Source organism: Streptomyces violaceus, assembly GCF_036014075.1.
GTDB classification, from domain to species: Bacteria; Actinomycetota; Actinomycetes; order Streptomycetales; family Streptomycetaceae; genus Streptomyces; species Streptomyces violaceus.
The window spans coordinates 5,886,900-5,903,765 of sequence record NZ_CP107911.1 but is presented as its reverse complement, the minus strand read 5'-3'; the positions used below and the strand labels follow the sequence as shown (position 1 = coordinate 5,903,765).

Annotated in this window: 16 protein-coding genes; 14 read left to right on the top strand and 2 right to left on the bottom strand. The window is 71.5% G+C overall.

Features of this window, described 5'->3' with window-relative positions; all coding sequences use genetic code 11:
- Positions 1-27 precede the first annotated feature (27 nt).
- Genes OG542_RS26655 through OG542_RS26610 form a run of 10 tightly spaced genes read left to right on the top strand, consistent with a single transcriptional unit; the run spans position 28 to position 9,884 of the window.
- The gene (locus tag OG542_RS26655; protein WP_328413955.1) at positions 28-1,449 is read left to right on the top strand and encodes an ABC transporter substrate-binding protein; all 1,422 of its coding nucleotides are present in this window, start codon (positions 28-30) and stop codon (positions 1,447-1,449) included.
- Between the two features lie 3 nt (positions 1,450-1,452).
- A complete protein-coding gene (locus OG542_RS26650; RefSeq protein WP_328413954.1) occupies positions 1,453-2,337 on the top strand; it encodes a carbohydrate ABC transporter permease in 885 nt (294 codons plus the stop codon).
- Positions 2,334-3,158: a carbohydrate ABC transporter permease gene (locus OG542_RS26645; protein WP_193478095.1), complete on the top strand. Its 825-nt coding sequence runs from the start codon at positions 2,334-2,336 to the stop codon at positions 3,156-3,158. The genes OG542_RS26650 and OG542_RS26645 overlap by 4 nt, the downstream gene beginning before the upstream one ends.
- Entirely contained in the window at positions 3,155-4,243 is a 1,089-nt protein-coding gene (locus OG542_RS26640; protein ID WP_328413953.1) for an ABC transporter ATP-binding protein, read from the top strand. The genes OG542_RS26645 and OG542_RS26640 overlap by 4 nt, the downstream gene beginning before the upstream one ends.
- Positions 4,240-5,064, top strand: a complete 825-nt coding sequence (locus OG542_RS26635; RefSeq protein ID WP_261679691.1) for a DeoR/GlpR family DNA-binding transcription regulator — start codon at positions 4,240-4,242, stop codon at positions 5,062-5,064. The genes OG542_RS26640 and OG542_RS26635 overlap by 4 nt, the downstream gene beginning before the upstream one ends.
- Complete coding sequence (locus tag OG542_RS26630; protein WP_328413952.1) at positions 5,042-6,130, top strand: ABC transporter ATP-binding protein; 1,089 nt, start codon at positions 5,042-5,044, stop codon at positions 6,128-6,130. The genes OG542_RS26635 and OG542_RS26630 overlap by 23 nt, the downstream gene beginning before the upstream one ends.
- Positions 6,127-7,158 carry a 2-hydroxyacid dehydrogenase gene (locus tag OG542_RS26625; protein ID WP_328413951.1) on the top strand — a complete coding sequence of 344 codons (1,032 nt, stop codon included), beginning with the start codon at positions 6,127-6,129 and terminating at the stop codon, positions 7,156-7,158. The genes OG542_RS26630 and OG542_RS26625 overlap by 4 nt, the downstream gene beginning before the upstream one ends.
- Positions 7,159-7,177: 19 nt before the next feature.
- On the top strand, positions 7,178-8,602 hold the full coding sequence (locus OG542_RS26620) for an FGGY-family carbohydrate kinase (RefSeq protein ID WP_328413950.1): 1,425 nt from the start codon (positions 7,178-7,180) through the stop codon (positions 8,600-8,602).
- 26 nt (positions 8,603-8,628) lie between these two features.
- Positions 8,629-9,657 carry a glycerophosphodiester phosphodiesterase family protein gene (locus OG542_RS26615; RefSeq protein WP_328413949.1) on the top strand — a complete coding sequence of 343 codons (1,029 nt, stop codon included), beginning with the start codon at positions 8,629-8,631 and terminating at the stop codon, positions 9,655-9,657.
- Positions 9,657-9,884, top strand: coding sequence for a hypothetical protein (locus tag OG542_RS26610; RefSeq protein WP_184592709.1), 228 nt, complete (start codon positions 9,657-9,659; stop codon positions 9,882-9,884). Before OG542_RS26615 ends, OG542_RS26610 begins: the two co-directional genes overlap by 1 nt.
- Before the next feature lie 3 nt (positions 9,885-9,887).
- Here the strand turns inward: OG542_RS26610 and OG542_RS26605 are convergent, their stop codons facing one another.
- Positions 9,888-10,526 (bottom strand): mycothiol-dependent nitroreductase Rv2466c family protein, encoded by a 639-nt coding sequence (locus OG542_RS26605; protein ID WP_328413948.1) that lies wholly within the window; start codon positions 10,524-10,526, stop codon positions 9,888-9,890.
- Between the two features lie 137 nt (positions 10,527-10,663).
- Here OG542_RS26605 and pepN point away from each other — a divergent pair, with 137 nt between their 5' ends.
- From pepN to OG542_RS26585, 4 genes are all read left to right on the top strand, one after another.
- Positions 10,664-13,240 (top strand): aminopeptidase N, encoded by a 2,577-nt coding sequence (gene pepN, locus OG542_RS26600; protein WP_328413947.1) that lies wholly within the window; start codon positions 10,664-10,666, stop codon positions 13,238-13,240.
- Between the two features lie 209 nt (positions 13,241-13,449).
- Positions 13,450-14,490: a hypothetical protein gene (locus OG542_RS26595; protein ID WP_328413946.1), complete on the top strand. Its 1,041-nt coding sequence runs from the start codon at positions 13,450-13,452 to the stop codon at positions 14,488-14,490.
- Positions 14,491-14,769: 279 nt separating this feature from the next.
- Positions 14,770-15,381, top strand: a complete 612-nt coding sequence (sigK, locus tag OG542_RS26590) for an ECF RNA polymerase sigma factor SigK (protein WP_328413945.1) — start codon at positions 14,770-14,772, stop codon at positions 15,379-15,381.
- Positions 15,378-16,121 (top strand): anti-sigma factor, encoded by a 744-nt coding sequence (locus tag OG542_RS26585; RefSeq protein WP_328413944.1) that lies wholly within the window; start codon positions 15,378-15,380, stop codon positions 16,119-16,121. The genes sigK and OG542_RS26585 overlap by 4 nt, the downstream gene beginning before the upstream one ends.
- A 20-nt stretch (positions 16,122-16,141) precedes the next feature.
- Here the strand turns inward: OG542_RS26585 and OG542_RS26580 are convergent, their stop codons facing one another.
- A complete protein-coding gene (locus OG542_RS26580; protein ID WP_328413943.1) occupies positions 16,142-16,864 on the bottom strand; it encodes a 4'-phosphopantetheinyl transferase family protein in 723 nt (240 codons plus the stop codon).
- Positions 16,865-16,866 lie beyond the last annotated feature (2 nt).

Here is a 16,866-nt window from a genome sequence, read left to right as displayed (position 1 = left end):
TTAACCAGGCTCCACGTGGAGGTACGGATGGACACGCACGTGCACGACCGCCGGCGCTTCCTCGCCCTCGCCGCCGGGGCTGCCGCGGCCCCGCTGCTCACGGCCTGCGGCTCCGGTTTCGGAGGGAACGACAGCAAGAGCGACGGGTCAGCGGCGGACGACATCACCGGTTCCTTCGACTGGAAGCGGGAGAAGGGCACCACCGTCAAGGCCCTGCTCAACAAGCACCCGTACACGGACGCCCTCATAGCCGACCTGAAGTCCTTCACCGCGAAGACCGGCATCAAGGTCGAGTACGACGTCTTCCCCGAGGACAACTACTTCGACAAGCTCACCGTGGACCTGTCCAGCGGGCGCGCCTCCTACGACGTGTTCATGCTCGGCGCGTACATGGTGTGGCAGTACGGGCCGCCGAACTGGCTGGAGGACCTCGGGCCCTGGATGCGCAACTCCTCGGCGACGGGCGCCGAGTGGGACCAGGGGGACTTCTTCCCGAACCTGCTCCAGGCCGACCAGTGGTCGCTGAAGGCGGGCGCGCCGCTCGGCCAGGGCGGGCAGTACGCGCTGCCGTGGGGCTGGGAGACGAACGTCGTCGCCTACAACACCGAGCTGTTCGAGAAGCTCGGTGTGAAGCCCGCCGAGTCCTTCGACGAGCTGGCCGAACTCGCCGGGACCATCAAGCGCAAGGCGCCGGGCGCCGGTTACGACGGCATGTACGGGATCGCCGTACGCGGGTCGCGCAGCTGGGCCACCATCCACCCCGGCTTCATGACGATGTACGCCCGCAACGGGCTGAAGGACTTCACGGTCGACGGCGGGAAGCTCACACCCGCCATGAACAGCCCCGAGGCCGTCGCCTTCACCGAGGACTGGGCCCGGATGGTCAAGCGTGGCGGGCCGCCGTCCTGGACGTCGTACACCTGGTACCAGTGCTCCAGTGACCTGGGCGCGAAGAAGGCCGGGATGCTGTTCGACGCCGACACGGCCGCCTACTTCCAGGCGGTGAAGGGCGCCAGCCCCGCCTCCGGGAAGATCGCCTTCCACCCGGGGCCGAAGGGGCCGGACGGGTCGCTGGCCACCAACATGTGGATCTGGTCGCTCGGCATGAACGCCAAGAGCAAGAAGAAGAGCGCCAGTTGGCTGTTCCTGCAGTGGGCGACCGGCAAGGAGCACCTGCGCAAGAGCGCGATCACGCACAACCACATCGACCCGGTGCGCAAGTCCGTCGCCGACGACGCCGCGTACAAGGACAAGATGCGGCATCTGCCGGGGTTCCTGGAGACCTTCGAGACGGTCGTCGACCAGACGAAGATCCAGTTCACCCCGCAGGCGCAGTTCTTCGACGCGACGACCAGCTGGGCCGCGGCCCTCCAGGAGATCTACGGCGGCCAGGGCGCGAAGTCGGTCCTGGACGGGCTGGCCGACGACCTCGCCGGCAAGGTGGGCTAGCCGATGGGGTGGCGGCTCACCCTGCGCCCGTACGTCCTGATCGTCCCGGCACTGCTGCTGACCTGCGGGATTCTCTATCCCTTCGGGCTCGGGCTGTACTACACGCTGTTCGACTTCTCGGCGAGCAAACCGCAGCCGGACATGGTGCGGTTCGAGAACTACGCGACCGTCTTCACGCAGGAGGCCTTCTGGAACTCGGCGTGGGTGACGGTGCTGTACGCGGTCGGGGCGGCCTTCGTCGAGACCGTGCTCGGGGTGGCCGTCGCCCTGCTGCTGCACCGCTCGACCCTGCTGGGCCGGGTCCTGGAGAAGATCCTGATCCTGCCGCTGATGATCGCCCCGGTGATCGCGGCGATCATCTGGAAGCTGATGCTCCAGCCGTCGGTCGGGGTGGTCAACTACCTGCTGAGGCCCTTCGGCCTGGGCGGGGTGCAGTGGACCGACACCCCGACGGGTGCGCTGCTGTCGTCGATCGCCGTGGACGTGTGGGTCTACACCCCGTTCGTGGCGATCCTCGCCCTCGCCGGTCTGCGGTCGCTGCCCGCCTCCCCGTTCGAGGCGGCGGCCGTGGACGGCGCGGGGTGGTGGTACACCTTCCGGCGGCTGACGCTGCCGATGCTGTGGCCGTATGTGCTGGTCGCGGTGATCTTCCGGTTCATGGACTCGCTGAAGGTGTTCGACATCATCTACGCCCTGACGGAGGGCGGGCCGGGTGACTCGACGGTGGTGCTCCAGATCCGGGCGTATCTCGAAGCCATCCGCTTCCAGCGGTACTCCTTCGGGATCAGCTACACGATCGTGCTGTGGGCCGTGGTGTATCTGGCCGCGATGGTGCTGGTCAAGCACCTGGGGAAGATCCAGCGGAAGGCCGCGGAGGTGACCACATGAGGAAACGCCTGGTGGGGTGGCTGTGCGACACCGCCCTGATCCTCTACTTCGTCTTCGCGCTGTTCCCGATCGCCTGGATGGTGATCCTTTCGCTGAAGCCGGCCGACCAGCTCTTCTCCACCTACTTCTCCTTCTCCCCCACCCTCGACGGCTACCGGACGGTCCTCGGCGACAGCGAGGGCATCCCGTTCGTGCGGTTCTTCGTCAACAGTCTGGTGGTGTCGGTGGGGGCGGTCGTGCTGTCGCTGGTGGTGGGGCTGCCGGCGGCGTACGCCTCGGCGCGGTGGCGGTTCAAGGGCTCCGAGAACCTGATGTTCACGCTGCTGTCGTTCCGCTTCGCGCCCGAACTGACCGTGATCATCCCGCTGTTCGTGCTGTACCAGAAGCTCGGCCTGTTCGACACGTACGTCGGCATGGTGTGGGTGCTGCAACTGGTCACGCTGCCGCTGATCGTGTGGATCATGCGGTCCTACTTCGCCGATCTGACACCGGAGCTGGAGCAGGCCGCCCTGCTGGACGGCTACACCCGCAAGCAGGCGTTTTTCCGCGTCGCCCTTCCGCTGGTCAAGCCGGGCATCGCGGCCGTGTCGCTGCTGGCCTTCATCTTCGCCTGGAACAACTTCGTCTTCCCCCTGATCCTCACCTCCAACGAGGCTCAGACGGTGACCGTGGGCGCGCTGTCCTTCCTCGGCGGGGACCGGCCCAAGTACAACCTGACCGCCGCCGCGGCCCTCGTCTCCGTCGTACCGCCGCTGCTGCTGGCGCTGACGATCCAGCGGTATCTGGTGCGGGGCCTGTCGTTCGGGGCGGTGAAATCGTGATCACGCTGAGCGGGATACGGAAGGCGTACGGCAGGACCGTCGCGCTCGACGAGCTCGAACTGGAGGTCAGGGAGGGCGAGTTCTTCTGTCTGCTGGGCCCGTCCGGGGCCGGCAAGACGACGACGCTCAAGACGATCGCCGGGCTCGAACAGCCCGACTCCGGCACGGTCGTGCTCGACGGCGAGGACATGCGGGGCGTGGAGCCCTACGACCGGGGCGTGGCCATGTGCTTCGAGAGCTACGCGCTCTACCCGCACCGCTCGGCCTACGACAACGTGGCCTCGCCGCTGCGCTCCCCCCGGCACCGGCTGCCCGCCGCCGAGGCCCGGCAGCGCATCGGCGCGGTCGCCGAGCTGCTCGGCATCTCCGCCCTGCTGGACCGGCCCGTGGGCCAGCTGTCCAACGGCCAGCGGCAGCGGGTGGCCCTCGGGCGGGTGCTGGTGCGGCCCGCCCGGGCCTTCCTGCTCGACGAGCCGCTCTCCCACCTGGACGCCAAGCTGCGCCAGCAGATGCGGGCCGAGCTGAAGGCCATCGGGGCCGTGCAGCACACCACCACGCTGTACGTCACGCATGACTCCGTCGAGGCCCTGGCGCTCGGCGACCGGATCGGGGTCATCCGTCAGGGGCGGATCGTGCAGACGGGCACCCGGGAGGAGATCTGGTACACGCCGTACGACACGGAGGTGGCGCGGGCCTTCGGGCGGCCCCGGATCAATCTGCTGCCCGGGGTGGTGACGGAGAGCGGGGTGCGGGCGGACGGCGGGGTCGAGCTGCCGGTCCGGGCATCGGCCGCGCCCGGCACGGACGTCCTCGTCGGTCTGCGGCCCCGGGACATCGCCCTGCACGGCGACGGGCACGAGCTCACCGGGACCGTGTACGTCACCGAGGTGCTCGGGCGGTCCGTGGAGGTCACCGTCCGGCTCGGGACCGGGGAGCAGCGGGTGTCGCTGGTGGCGCCCCGGGCGGACGCGGCACGCCTTCGTGCGGACGATCCCGTACGGCTCGCGGTCCGGCCTGAGAACCTGCTGCTGTTCGAGGCCGACCGGCCGGAGCGACCGGGACGACGGATAGAGACACGATCATGAGCGGTAGCAGTGGTGGACAGCAGGGGCCCGCGGCGCGGCAGGCCGCCATGACCGAGCAGGTGCTGGCCGACGGCTCGGCGACGGCGGCGGAGCTGGCCGAGCGCTTCGGGGTGAGCCTGATGACCATCCACCGCGACCTCGACGAGCTCGAACGGCAGGGCATCGTACGGAAGTCCCGGGGCGGGGTGACCGCGCAGCCGTCGGGGGTCTTCGAGTCGAACGTGCAGTACCGGCTGAAGACCATGCGGGCCGAGAAGGCCGCCGTCGCCGAGCACGCGCTGCGGATGGTGGAGCCCGGCATGGCGATCCTGCTGGACGACTCCACGTCCACCCTGGAGATAGCCAGGCGGCTGCGCACGGGTGAGGTCACGCCGCTGACGGTCGTCACCAACTTCCTGGAGGCGATCAACCTGCTGTCCGACCAGCGGGGCATCCACCTGATGGCGCTCGGCGGCGACTACGACCCGCTGCACTCCTCCTTCCTGGGGGTGTCCTGCGTGGAGGCGGTCGAGCAACTGCGCGTGGACGTGTGCTTCGCGTCGACGTCGGCCGTGCACGGGGGGTACGCCTATCACCAGGAGCAGCACATCGTGTCCGTGAAGCGGGCGATGCTCGACGCGGCGGCACGGAACGTCCTGCTGATCGACCACACCAAGCTCGGCCGGGTCGCCCTGCACCGGGTCGTCCCGCTCTCCCGCTTCGACACGCTCCTGGTGGACGACGGGGCGTCGCCGGAGGCACTGCGGGATCTGGACGAGCACAAGGTCCGTTACGAGGTTTGCGCGACGAAGGGCGGCCATGACGGGACTGGAACTACGTGAGCTGCGTAAGACGTATCAGTCGCGGGGACGGCCTTCGGTGGACGCCGTCCGCGGGATCGATCTGAACCTCGGGTCCGGGGAGCTGCTCGGGCTGCTCGGGCCGTCCGGCTGCGGCAAGTCGACGACCCTCCGCATGATCGCCGGTCTTGAGCCGGTCACCGGCGGGGACATCCTGGTCGGCGGGGACTCGGTCGTCGAACGGCCCGCTCAGCAGCGGAACATCGGGGTCGCGTTCGAGAACTACGCGCTGTATCCGCCGCTGTCGGTCGCGGAGAACCTGGCGTTCGGGCTCAAGGCGCGCAAGAAGGCCGCGCGCGGTTCCAGGGGTGACGTCGACCGCAAGGTGAAGGAGATCGCCGAGCGGGTGGGCCTGACCGACCTCCTCGGCGCCCGCCCGGCCGGCCTGTCCAGCGGCCAGAAGCAACGCGTCTCCCTGGCCCGGGCCCTGATCCGCGAACCGGACGTGCTGCTCCTCGACGAGCCGCTGTCCCATCTGGACGCGGCCCAGCGCGACACCACCCGCCGTGAACTCAAGCGCATCCAGCAGGACTTGGGCCACACCACGATCCTGGTCACCCACGACCAGGAGGAGGCCCTTTCGCTCGCCGACCGGATCGCCGTGATGAGGGACGGCGTGATCCAGCAGCTCGGCACGCCGTACGAGATCTACGACAGCCCGGCCAACGTGTTCGTCGCGGACTTCGTCGGCGAGCCCGCGATCACCCTGCTGCCCGGCCTCGCCACCGGCGACGGCGAGGCCCGCCTCTCCGGCTCGGTGCGGATCGCGCTGCCCGTGCCGGTGGAGCAGGGGCGGGAGGTGGTGGTCGGGATCCGCCCGGAGGACGTCTCGCTCACGGCCGAAGGCGGCCTGCCCGCCCGGGTCGTCGCGCACGAGCCGCTTCTGGAGTCGGGCCTGGCGACCCTCGCCCTCGAGGGTGTCGAACGGCATCTGGTCGTCCTCACCGACCCCGAGGTACGGCTCGCCCACGACGAGCGGGTCCGCGTCGCCGCCGACCCCCAGCACACCCATGTCTTCGACGCCGAGACGGGAGATGCCCTGCGATGACTGACGGAAACAGCGTGCGAGTCGTGGCCGCCGGTGACCACTTCGTTCTGCCGTCGCTGATCACTCGGGCGGTGGAGCACGAGGTGGAGCGGGCGCAGATCAAGGAACTGGAACTCGGGTGGCCGCTGGAGCCGTTCGGGCCGGTCGCCGAGGTGCAGGAGGCCAGTGACGCCGAGGACGAGATGATCGAGGCGCTGGCCGGGGCGGAGGTCCTGGTCACGCAGATGGGGCCGGTCACCGAGCGTGTGCTCGCCGCCTGCCCGGATCTGAGGCTGGTCGTGGTGTGCCGGGGCGGGCCGGTCAACGTCAACCTGGACGCGGCCAGGAACCGTGATGTGCGGGTGTGCTTCGCGCCGGGCCGCAACGCCGCCGCCACGGCCGAGTTCACCGTCGGCCTGATGCTGTCGGCCCTGCGCCGCATCCCGCAGGCCCATGACCCGCTGGTCCGGCAGGGCAGCTGGGAGGGCGCGACGTACTACACGTACGAGCAGAGCGGTCTGGAGCTGGAGGACCTGCCCGTCGGGCTGGTCGGATACGGGGCCGTCGGCAGCCGGGTCGCCCGGGTGCTGTGCGCGTTCGGGGCGCGGGTGATGGTGTACGACCCGTATGTGCACGGGGAGATCCACGGCCTGCGGGTCAACTCCCTCGACGCCCTGCTGCGCGGCTCCCAGGTGATCACCCTGCACGCCCGGCTCACCCCCGAGACCCGGGGGCTGATCGGCGCCCGGGAGCTGGGGCTGCTGCCGCCCGGCGCGGTGGTGGTGAACGTGGCCCGGGGCCCGCTGCTGGACGAGGGCGCGCTGTGCGACGCGCTGGAGAGCGGGCGGTTGTCGGCGGCGGCGCTCGACACCTACGAGCGGGAGCCGTTGCCCGCGGAGTCCCGGCTGCTGGGGCTGGGTGACCGTGTCGTGCTGACCCCGCATCTGGGCGGGGCGTCGCGCGCGGTGGCGGAGAAGGCCGCGCGGATCGCCGCCGAAGAGGTGGGCCGCTGGGTGCGCGGGGAGCCGCTCGCGCACTGCCTGACCTGAGGACCGGGAGGAGAGCCGCATGTACGTCGGTATCGATGTGGGCACGTCCATGGTCAAGGCGGCGGCCTTCGACGCGGCGGGCCGCCAACTGGCCGTGGAGTCCAGGTCGGTGGGCCTGTCGTTGCACGGCGGGGTCGTCGAGCAGGACATGGAGGAGGTGTACGGGGCGGTCGTCGAGGTGCTCGGCGCGCTGACCGCCGCCGTTGCGGAACCGGTGGAGCTGGCCGGGCTCACCGGGCAGGGCGACGGGGTGTGGCTGGTCGACGGCGAGGGGCGGCCCGTGCGGCCGGCGGCCTCCTGGATGGACGGCCGGGCGCACGAACTGGTCGACCGGTGGCTGGCCGACGGCACCTTCGAGACGGTGTTCCGGCGGACGGGGAGCGCGATGTTCCCCGGGTGCCCGGGGCCGCTGCTGGCCTGGCTGGACAGCAGCGAACCGAAGGCGCTGGATGCCGCGAAGGCCGCCCTGTACTGCAAGGACATGGTGTTCCAGCGGCTGACGGGGGCCGGTCCGACGACGGATGTGTCGGACGCCTCGATGCCCTTCCTGGACCCTCGTACGCGGACCTACGACAACCGGGTCGTCGAGCTGCTGGGGCTGACGCACCGGCGGGGTCTGCTCGCCCCGGTCAGCGACCCCGTCGCGACGGCCGAGGCGTTGGGCGAGGGCCTGCCGTCCGGCACCCGGATCGCGAACGGGCCGTACGATCTGCCGGCCTGCGCGCTGGGCGCCGGGGTGACGTCCCCCGGCGACGGTCTGCTGATCGTCGGCACCTGTCTGGCCAGCCTGGTCGCCACGACCGAGCTGGACCTGACCGGCGAGCCGGCGGGGCTGTACATCTCCACGGACCGGCCCGGTCACTGGCTGCGCGCCATGCCCGCGATGGTGGGCACGGCGGCGCTGGACTGGGTACTGTCGACGACGGGGGTGCGGCACGACGAGGTGGACGGCCTGCTGGCCGAGACCCCGCCGGGCGCGAACGGCGTGCGCGTGCTGCCGTACTTCGCGCCCTCCGGTGAACGCGCCCCCTTCGTGGAGCCGCGGCTGCGCGCCGAACTCCTCGGTGTCTCCCTGGAGTCGACCCGGGGCGATCTGGTCCGCGCGACCTGCGAGGGCATCGGGTACGCGGCCCGGCACTGCCTGGAGGCGGCGGGCCTCGACGGGGACCTGGCCGTCTGCGGCGGCGGCACTCGCAGCCCCGCCTGGATGCGGCTGCTCGCCGATGTGCTCGGCCGGCCCCTGCGGGTCGTCGAGGGCGAGGTGGGCGCGCGGGGCGCGGTCCTGGCGGCTGCCGAGCGGTACGGGGTGCCGCTGGAGGCGGAGGCGTGGACACGGCCGACGGAGGTCGTCGAGCCGGATCCGGGGCGGGCCGCGTTCCACACGCGGGGCTACGAGGAGCACCTGGGCCGGCTCGCCGAGGCACGGACCCGCGCAAGGACCTGAACACCCGGACCACGAGAGGGACTTGGATGCACCTGAGACGCCGATCTCTCCTGCTCGCGGCCGCCGCCACACCGGCGGTCGCGGCCGTACCCGCACACGCGGCCCCTGCCGAGGGGCGCCCGGTGGTCATCGGCCACCGGGGCGCGGCCGGCTGGCGCCCCGAGCACACGGCCGCCTCGTACACGTACGCCGTGCAGACGGGCGCGGACTGGATCGAACCGGATCTGGTGCCGACGAAGGACCATGTGCTCGTCGTCCGGCACGAGAACGAGATCTCCCAGACGACCGACGTGGCCCGCCACCCCGAGTTCGCGGACCGCCGTACGACGAAGACGGTCGACGGCCGTGCCGTGACGGGATGGTTCACGGAGGACTTCACCCTCGCCGAACTGAAGACGCTGCGGGCGGTGGAGCGGCTGCCGCAGGTCCGCAACCGCAACACGGTCTTCGACGGCCGTGAGGAGGTGATGACCTTCCAGGAGGTCGTGGAGCTGGCGCGGCGGCTGTCGCGGACCCACGGCCGGACGATCGCCGTCTTCCCGGAGACCAAGCATCCGACGTACTTCCGGTCCATCGGGCTGCCGTTGGAGCCGAAGCTCGCGGCCACGATCCGCCGCAACCGGCTCGGCCGGCGCGAGTGCGTCGTGCAGTCCTTCGAGCCGACGAGCCTCAAGCGCATGACGGGCCTGGGTGTGCCGCTGTGGCAGGCGCTGGGGACGACGGGCGGGCCGTACGACCTGCCCGGGAGGACCTACAAGGAGATGATGACGCCGGCGGGCCTGGCGCAGATCGCGGAGTACGCGGACTGGATCGGGCCGGACAAGTCGTCGGTCGCCGCCACCCCCCTCGTCGCGGACGCGCACGCGACGGGGCTGCGGATCGGGCCGTACACCTTCCGCGCGGAGAACCAGTTCCTGCCGGCGGAGTTCCGGCGCGGGAGCGGAGCGAACGATTTCGGGGACGCGTTCGCCGAATACGCGCTGTACTACCGCATGGGGGTCGATGCGGTCGTCACCGACTTCCCGGACTTGGCGGTGATCGCGAGGAGGAGCTGATGATTCGCAGGGCGTGCAAGACCTGCGGCACCATGCAGGACTTCCGGAAGCTCAACGAGGAGGAGCGGGCGGCGGTCCGTGCGGAGAAGAAGGATCCGCGCCACTACGTGGACAACCTCTGGCGGTGCACGGTGAAGGGCTGCCTCTGGTACCAGCCGTATCTGCACACGGACGGCGGCGGCGTCCTCCCCGAGCGATTCAAGGAGGAGGCCGCCCCCGCCGGGTGAGCCCTACAGGTTGGAGAAGTCAGGACCCTTGGTGCGCGTGCGCTTGATCTCGTAGAAGCCGGGGACCGAGGCCACCGCGAGGGTGCCGTCCCAGAGGCGGCCGGCCTCGTCGCCCAGCGGGGTGGGGGTGACGACCGGGCCGAAGAAGGCGATCTGCTCGCCGTCGGAGCCGGGCACGGCGATGACCGGGGTGCCGACCTCCTGGCCGACCTTGTCGATGCCCTCCTTGTGGGAAGCGCGCAGCTCGGCCTCGTAGGGGGTGGAGTCCCAGTGCTCGATGAGGGACGCGGGCAGGCCGGCGTCCTCCAGGGCGGCGGCGACGATCTCCTTGCCGGGGCCCCCGCCCTGGTTGTGGATGCGGGTGCCGAGTGCGGTGTAGAAGTCGCCGAGGACCTCGGCGCCGTGCTCCTGCTGTGCCGCTATGACGACCCGGACGGGACCCCAGGCCTTGGTCTCGAGCATGTCGCGGTACTCCTCGGGCAGGTCGTCGAGCTTGTCCTCGTTGAGGACGGCGAGGCTCATGACATGCCAGCGGACCTCGATGTCCCTGACCTTCTCCACCTCCAGCACCCAACGGGAGGTCATCCATGCCCAGGGGCACAGCGGGTCGAACCAGAAGTCGACGGGGGTCTTGTCCGACATGTCTCTCCTCATGAGGAAACTGTTTCCTCCGGGAACGCCGGTGCTCGCTCCGGTCATTCCCGGCCCCTGGCGTCAGGGGCACGTGGCAGGATCGATGCTGTTCAGCAGTGCCCCACGACATATGAGGAGTGCCGCCCGTGCCCGGTGAGAATCTGTCCCGCGACGAGGCCCGGGAGCGGGCCGCCCTGCTGAGCGTCGACGGGTACGAGGTGTCCCTCGACCTGCGGTCCGCGGTCGGCGAGGACGACGGCTCCGGGCCCCGCACCTTCCGCTCGGTGACGACCCTGCGCTTCCGCTGCAACGAGCCCGGGGCGAGCAGCTTCGCCGACCTGATCGCGCCGAGTGTGACGGCCGTCTCACTCAACGGCCGGGATCTGGACCCCGGCGAGGTCTTCGACGGCTCCCGGATCACGCTGGAGGACCTGGCCGCCGACAACGAGCTGGTCGTCGACGCCCAGTGCGCCTACTCCCGCACCGGCGAGGGCCTGCACCGCTTCGTCGACCCGGAGGACGGCGAGGTGTACCTGTACACGCAGTACGAGCCGGCCGACTCCCGCCGGGTCTTCGCGAACTTCGAGCAGCCCGACCTCAAGGCCCCGTTCCGCTTCGAGGTGCGGGCCCCGGAGGGCTGGACGGTGTGGAGCAACGGCGTCGGTGAACTCGGCGACGGGGTCTGGCGGTTCGCCGAGACCAAGCCGATCTCGACGTACATCACGTGTGTGGTGGCGGGCCCCTACCACCACGTGACGGACAGCTACTCCCGTACGTTCGCGGACGGCACGACGCTGGAGATCCCCCTCGGCGCGCTGTGCCGCAAGGGCCTCGCGCCCCACTTCGACTCCGACGACGTCTTCCTGGTCACCAAGCAGGGCCTGGACTTCTTCCACGACCACTTCGACTACCCGTACCCGTTCGGGAAGTACGACCAGGCGTTCGTGCCCGAGTACAACCTGGGCGCGATGGAGAACCCGGGTCTCGTGACGTTCCGGGAGGAGCTCATCTTCCGGGGGAAGGTGACGCAGGCGTCCTACGAGGGCCGGGCCAACGTCGTCCTGCACGAGATGGCGCACATGTGGTTCGGCGACCTGGTCACCATGGAGTGGTGGGACGACCTGTGGCTGAAGGAGTCCTTCGCGGACTTCATGGGCGCGTTCTCGCTGGTCGGCGCGACCCGCTTCGGCAACGGCTGGGTCACCTTCGCCAACCGCCGCAAGGCGTGGGCCTACCGCGCCGACCAGCTGCCCTCCACGCACCCGGTCACGGCGGACATCCGCGACCTGCAGGACGCCAAGCTGAACTTCGACGGCATCACGTACGCCAAGGGCGCGTCGGTGCTGAAGCAACTCGTGGCATACGTCGGGCAGGACGCGTTCCTGGAGGGCGCCCGGCGCTACTTCAAGCGGCACGCGTACGGCAACACGCGCCTGGGTGACCTGCTGTCGGTGCTGGAGGAGACCAGCGGCCGGGACATGAGCGCGTGGGCGCGGTCCTGGCTCCAGACGGCCGGGGTGAACTCGCTGACTCCGCAGGTGCTGTTGAGCCCGCAGGGCCGCGTCGAGGAGCTGGCGGTGGTGCAGGAGGCCGCCGAGTCGCATCCGGAACTGCGGCCGCACCGGGTGGCGGTGGGCCTGTACCGGGTGACGGACGGCGGCTCGCTCGAGCGGTACGCGCGGGCCGAGACCGACGTCGACGGCGCGCGGACGGTGGTGGCGGACCTGGCCGGTGCCGACGCCCCCGATCTGGTGCTGGTCAACGACGACGACCTCACGTACTGCAAGATCCGCTTCGACTCGACCTCGCTGGCGACGCTGCGCGAGCACCTGGGGTCGGTGACCGATCCGCTGGCGCGTGCCCTGTGCTGGTCGGCGCTGTGGAACATGACGCGGGACGCGCTGCTCCCGGCGCGGGACTTCGTGGATCTGGTGCTGCGGTTCGCGGGGCGCGAGTCCGAGATCGGCGTGCTCCAGATGCTGCACGCGTGGGCCGAGTCGGCGGTGACGCACTACGCGGCGCCCGGCCGGCGGGAGGCGGCAGCCCGGCTGCTCTCCGAGGGCGCGCGACGCGAGCTGTACGCGGCCGGGCCGGGCAGCGAGCACCAGCTCGCGTGGGCGCGTTTCTTCGCCCGGGTGGCCGCCGCCGACACCGACTTCGAGCTGCTGCGGGACCTGCTGACGGGCGCGGTGGCGGTCGAGGGCCTCGACCTGGACCAGGAGCTGCGGTGGGTGTTCCTGGAGCCGCTGGCCGCGCACGGGGTGGTGGACGAGAAGGTGCTGGCCGAGGAGCTGGCCCGGGACGACACCGCCTCCGGCAAGCGTCACCAGGTGCGCTGTCTGGCCGCCCGCCCGTCGGAGGCGGTCAAGGCGCAGGCGTGGGCGCAGGTCGTGGAGTCGGACGCGCTGTCCAACGCCATGGTCGAGGCGACCATCTCGGGCTTCGCGCAGGGCTCGCAGCGGGAGTTGCTCGCGCCGTACGCGGAGAAGTACTTCGCGGCGATCGAGCGGGTGTGGGCCGAGCGGTCGATCCAGATCGGGATGCACGTGGTGCAGGGTCTGTTCCCGTCGCTCCAGCAGTCCCAGGAGACCCTCGACGCCACGGACGCCTGGCTGGAGTCCCACCGGGAAGCGGCCCCGGCCCTGCGCCGGCTGGTGCTGGAGGCCCAGGACGATCTGGCGCGGGCCCTGCGGGGGCAGGCGTGCGACGCGGCGGCCGGGTAGCCCCGACCTGACACCTTTGGCCTGAGATTTCGGGTTCCGTCACCGTTACGGAATACAGGCAATCACAGCCGTAACCCCTGGTCCGCACCCGAACGGACCAGGGCGTTTCGGCATCCGAACATCCGTCCTTTAGTGCCGGATTGTCCGTATGTGTCGACGGGCCTGTAACAGGGGTTAAAAGGCGGGCCCGGTGCGGGAAATTGCCGGTCATGACGCACAACACCCCGCTCTCCCCCCGCCCCCTCCACGACCTGTCCGGCCGCGGCCGGCTCCGGGTGATGACGGTCGCGCAGCTCCGCGCGCACGGTGTCTCGACGGCCCAGGTGAACGAGCAGTGCACCCCCGGCGGCCCTTGGCAGCAGCTCCTCCCCGGCGTCGTCCTGCTCCACCCGGGCCCGCCGACCAGCGAGGAGCGGCTGCACGCGGTGCTGAGGTACGCGGCACGGGAGCGCGGCACGGGTGTTCCCGCCCAGCCCGGCGCGGACGGCTCCGGCGCCCCCGCCCACCCCGAGGCGATGATCACGGGACTGGCGGCGCTGACGCTGCACGGCTTCTCGTCCACTCCCCCGCTGCCGTCCCTGGACGTGATCGACGTCCTGGTCCCGCGGATGCGCCGGCTGCGCTCGACGGGCTGTGCGCGCATCGTCCGGGGTGTGGCGCTGCCGGTCCCCGAGCAGGTCACCGGCCTGCCGGTGGCCCCCGTCGCCCGTGCGCTGGCCGACGCGGTGGCGGGCCTCGCGGACGCCGTCGTCGTGCGCCGGCTGATGACGGAGGCGGTGCGCGGGGCGTACTGCGAGCCGGCCGCGGTGGTGCGGGAGCTGAACCAGGCCCGGCTGCTGAGCCGCCCGCACGTGGTGGACGCGGTGGATTCCCTGCTGGCCGAGGGCCGGGCGATCGCGGAGGACCGCCTGTACCGGATGGTGCGCGAGTACGGACTGCCCGACCCGGTGTGGAACGTGGACCTGCGCCTGCCCGGCGGCCCCTACCTCGGCGGCCTGGACGCGTACTGGCCGGAGCAGGCGGTGGCGCTGGAGCTGGACACCCGGGCGCCCCGGCAGAACGACGAGGCGCAGTGGTCGGAGTTCGCCCGCAAGCGCGAGCACCTGGAGCGGCTCGGCATCACGGTCGTCCACATCACGCCCAGGAAGCTCCGCGACTCGGTGGAGCAGCAGGCGGCGGTGGTCCGCACCGCCCTGATGGCGGCGGCCGACCGCGAACCGGCCGCGTATGTCGCGGTGCTGCCCCGGTAGGGACAAGACCCGGGGGCGGGACCAGGGGTGGGACCAGGAGGGGGGAGGAGGGGCCGCCGGAGTCGCCGGCGGCCCCTCCTCGTGCACCGAGGGCGACTGATCTTGATCTGCCGGGCCTGCCGCTACGAACCAGCAGTGGGAAAACGCGCCACCTCGGCGCGCGTGAGACCGGCCGGCCGTCTGCTGCGGCAGACAGGTGAATCTGTCAGACGGACGGGTTCGGACCGGATGCGCCGCCCGTGGAAGAGGGCCAGTGTCGAGCTGAGCCGAGGAGGCGCGATGGACCGACGAGCCGGAGCTCAGAGGGAAGGTGACACACAAGGGGGACGAGCAGGGGCCGCGGACGACACCGCGCTGGACCAGTTGCTCGTCCGCGCCGCCGACGGCGACGAAGGGGCCTTCGCCGAACTGTACGACGCCCTGGCTCACCCGGTGCTGGGACTGGCCTGCCGCGTGGTCAGGGACGAGGCCCAGGCGGAGGAGGTGACCCAGGACGTGATGGTGGAGGTGTGGCGGACCGCCGACCGGTTCCGGCCGGCGCGCGGAGCCGCCCGGAACTGGGTGCTCACCCTCGCGCACCGGCGCGCGGTGGACCGGGTACGGTCCGTCGCCGCGGGCCGCGCCCGCGAGCTGCGCGCCGCGGTCCGGGAACAGGAGCGGTCCTTCGACACCGTCGCCGAGGAGGTCGAGACGCGGGAGGAGCAGCGGGTGGTCTTCCGCTGCCTGGCCCAGCTGACCAGCGAGCTGAGGCTGCCCCTGGTGCTGGCCTACTACGAGGGGTTGACGTACGCGGAGGTCGCCGAGGCGCTCTCGATGCCGGCGGGCACCGTCAAGTCGCGGATGCGTCAGGGGCTGCAGCGCCTGCACGACTGTATGGAGGCCGGCTCGTGAACCTCACCGACGACCCCCATCTCGATGTCGGCGCGTACGTGCTGCACGCGCTGCCGGCCGAGGAGGAAGCCGCCTTCGAGAACCACCTGGCCGGTTGCGCCCCCTGCCGTGCGGAGGTCGATCAGCTGTCCGGGGCGGCCGTCGAGATGGGGGCGGCCGAGACGAGCGCGCCCTCGGCGGAGATGCGCCGCCGGGTGCTCGACCGGATCGCGGCCGTCCCTCAGGACCGGTCCGTCGCGGCGGAGTCCCGGCGCCGACGCCGCCGGCAGCGAGGGCTCCGGCTGGCGCTGGCGGCCTCCCTGGCGGCGGCCGCGGCTCTCGGAGGTGTCGCCTGGTGGCAGAGTTCCGAGGCCGATAACGCGCGCGAGCAGTCCGCCGAGGAGCACGCCGAGTACCGGCAACTCGCCGATGTCGTGACCGCCCCCGACGCCACGATCAGCACCAAGAAGCTCGCGGACGGCGGGACCGCGAGCGTGGTCGCCTCCCGGACGGAGAACCGGTCCGCGGTGTTCGCGTCGGGGCTGCCGCCGCTCACCGACGACCGGGTCTACCAGCTCTGGTACGCCGAACCGGGGCGGTTCCGGCCGGCCGGACTGCTGTCCACCGAGGGCGGGGGGCATGCGGAAGTCCTGGAAGGGCGCCTCGGCGGGGCCACCGCCGTCTGCCTGACGGTGGAACCGGCCGGCGGCTCCCGCCGGCCCACCACCCACCCGGTCGGTGTCATCTCCGTCCCCGCATGACGATCACCGCCGCATGACAGTCACCGCTCGGCCACCGCGACGGCGGCCGCGTGCCCCCTGCCCACCGCGACATCGTCGACCGTCCAGCCCGGCATCCGGCGGGGCCCGCGCACGGAGGCGCCGAGGTGGTCGGAGCGGAGGTCACGTCCGAGTCCGGTGCCGAGCCCTTTCAGATACGCCTCCTTGCGTGTCCACACCCGGGCGAAGGCGGCGGGGCGCCCCTGAGGCGGACACGCGGCGAGCTCGGCGGCCTCCCGGGGGTGCAGCGTGTCCGTGAGGGCGGCGACGACGTCCGAGCCGGGCAGCCGCTCGATGTCCGCGCCGACCGGTGTGTCCGCGAACGCGAGAAGGCAGCGGCCGTCGGTACGGGAGACGGAGAAGCACAGGGGCACGCCGGGCACGTCGGGACGGCCGTGCGGGCCCCGGCACACCGGGCAGGGTCGCCGTACGAACGTGACGTCCGACGGCTCGACCCCGAGGTAGGCGCCGAGGAGCAGGCGCAGGCACACATGGGCGACCCGGTAGCCGTCCCTGTCCGCCGTCCGGTGCAGTGCCGCGGCCCGCGCCCGTTCCCCGCTGTCCAGCAGCGTGCCGGCGAGCGGGGTCAAAGAGCCACGGAGGTCCTCCACCCGGGCCAGCCACAGGCGGGGCCGACCGGGGCGAGGCGGCTCCGGAGGCCGGGTCCAGGCGGCGGGTGTCAGCCGGTCGGGGCGCAGGGCCGGTCTCGCGGGGAGGAGGCACATGG

Bases quoted from the DNA above. Each gene is read 5' to 3' on its own strand.
- OG542_RS26655 (WP_328413955.1), top strand. From the start codon at position 28: ATGGACACGCACGTGCACGACCGCCGGCGCTTCCTCGCCCTCGCCGCC.
- OG542_RS26650 (WP_328413954.1), top strand. From the start codon at position 1,453: ATGGGGTGGCGGCTCACCCTGCGCCCGTACGTCCTGATCGTCCCGGCA.
- OG542_RS26645 (WP_193478095.1), top strand. From the start codon at position 2,334: ATGAGGAAACGCCTGGTGGGGTGGCTGTGCGACACCGCCCTGATCCTC.
- OG542_RS26635 (WP_261679691.1), top strand. From the start codon at position 4,240: ATGAGCGGTAGCAGTGGTGGACAGCAGGGGCCCGCGGCGCGGCAGGCC.
- OG542_RS26630 (WP_328413952.1), top strand. From the start codon at position 5,042: ATGACGGGACTGGAACTACGTGAGCTGCGTAAGACGTATCAGTCGCGG.
- OG542_RS26625 (WP_328413951.1), top strand. From the start codon at position 6,127: ATGACTGACGGAAACAGCGTGCGAGTCGTGGCCGCCGGTGACCACTTC.
- OG542_RS26620 (WP_328413950.1), top strand. From the start codon at position 7,178: ATGTACGTCGGTATCGATGTGGGCACGTCCATGGTCAAGGCGGCGGCC.
- OG542_RS26615 (WP_328413949.1), top strand. From the start codon at position 8,629: ATGCACCTGAGACGCCGATCTCTCCTGCTCGCGGCCGCCGCCACACCG.
- OG542_RS26610 (WP_184592709.1), top strand. From the start codon at position 9,657: ATGATTCGCAGGGCGTGCAAGACCTGCGGCACCATGCAGGACTTCCGG.
- OG542_RS26605 (WP_328413948.1), bottom strand. From the start codon at position 10,526: ATGTCGGACAAGACCCCCGTCGACTTCTGGTTCGACCCGCTGTGCCCC.
- OG542_RS26595 (WP_328413946.1), top strand. From the start codon at position 13,450: ATGACGCACAACACCCCGCTCTCCCCCCGCCCCCTCCACGACCTGTCC.
- sigK (WP_328413945.1), top strand. From the start codon at position 14,770: ATGGACCGACGAGCCGGAGCTCAGAGGGAAGGTGACACACAAGGGGGA.
- OG542_RS26580 (WP_328413943.1), bottom strand. From the start codon at position 16,864: ATGTGCCTCCTCCCCGCGAGACCGGCCCTGCGCCCCGACCGGCTGACA.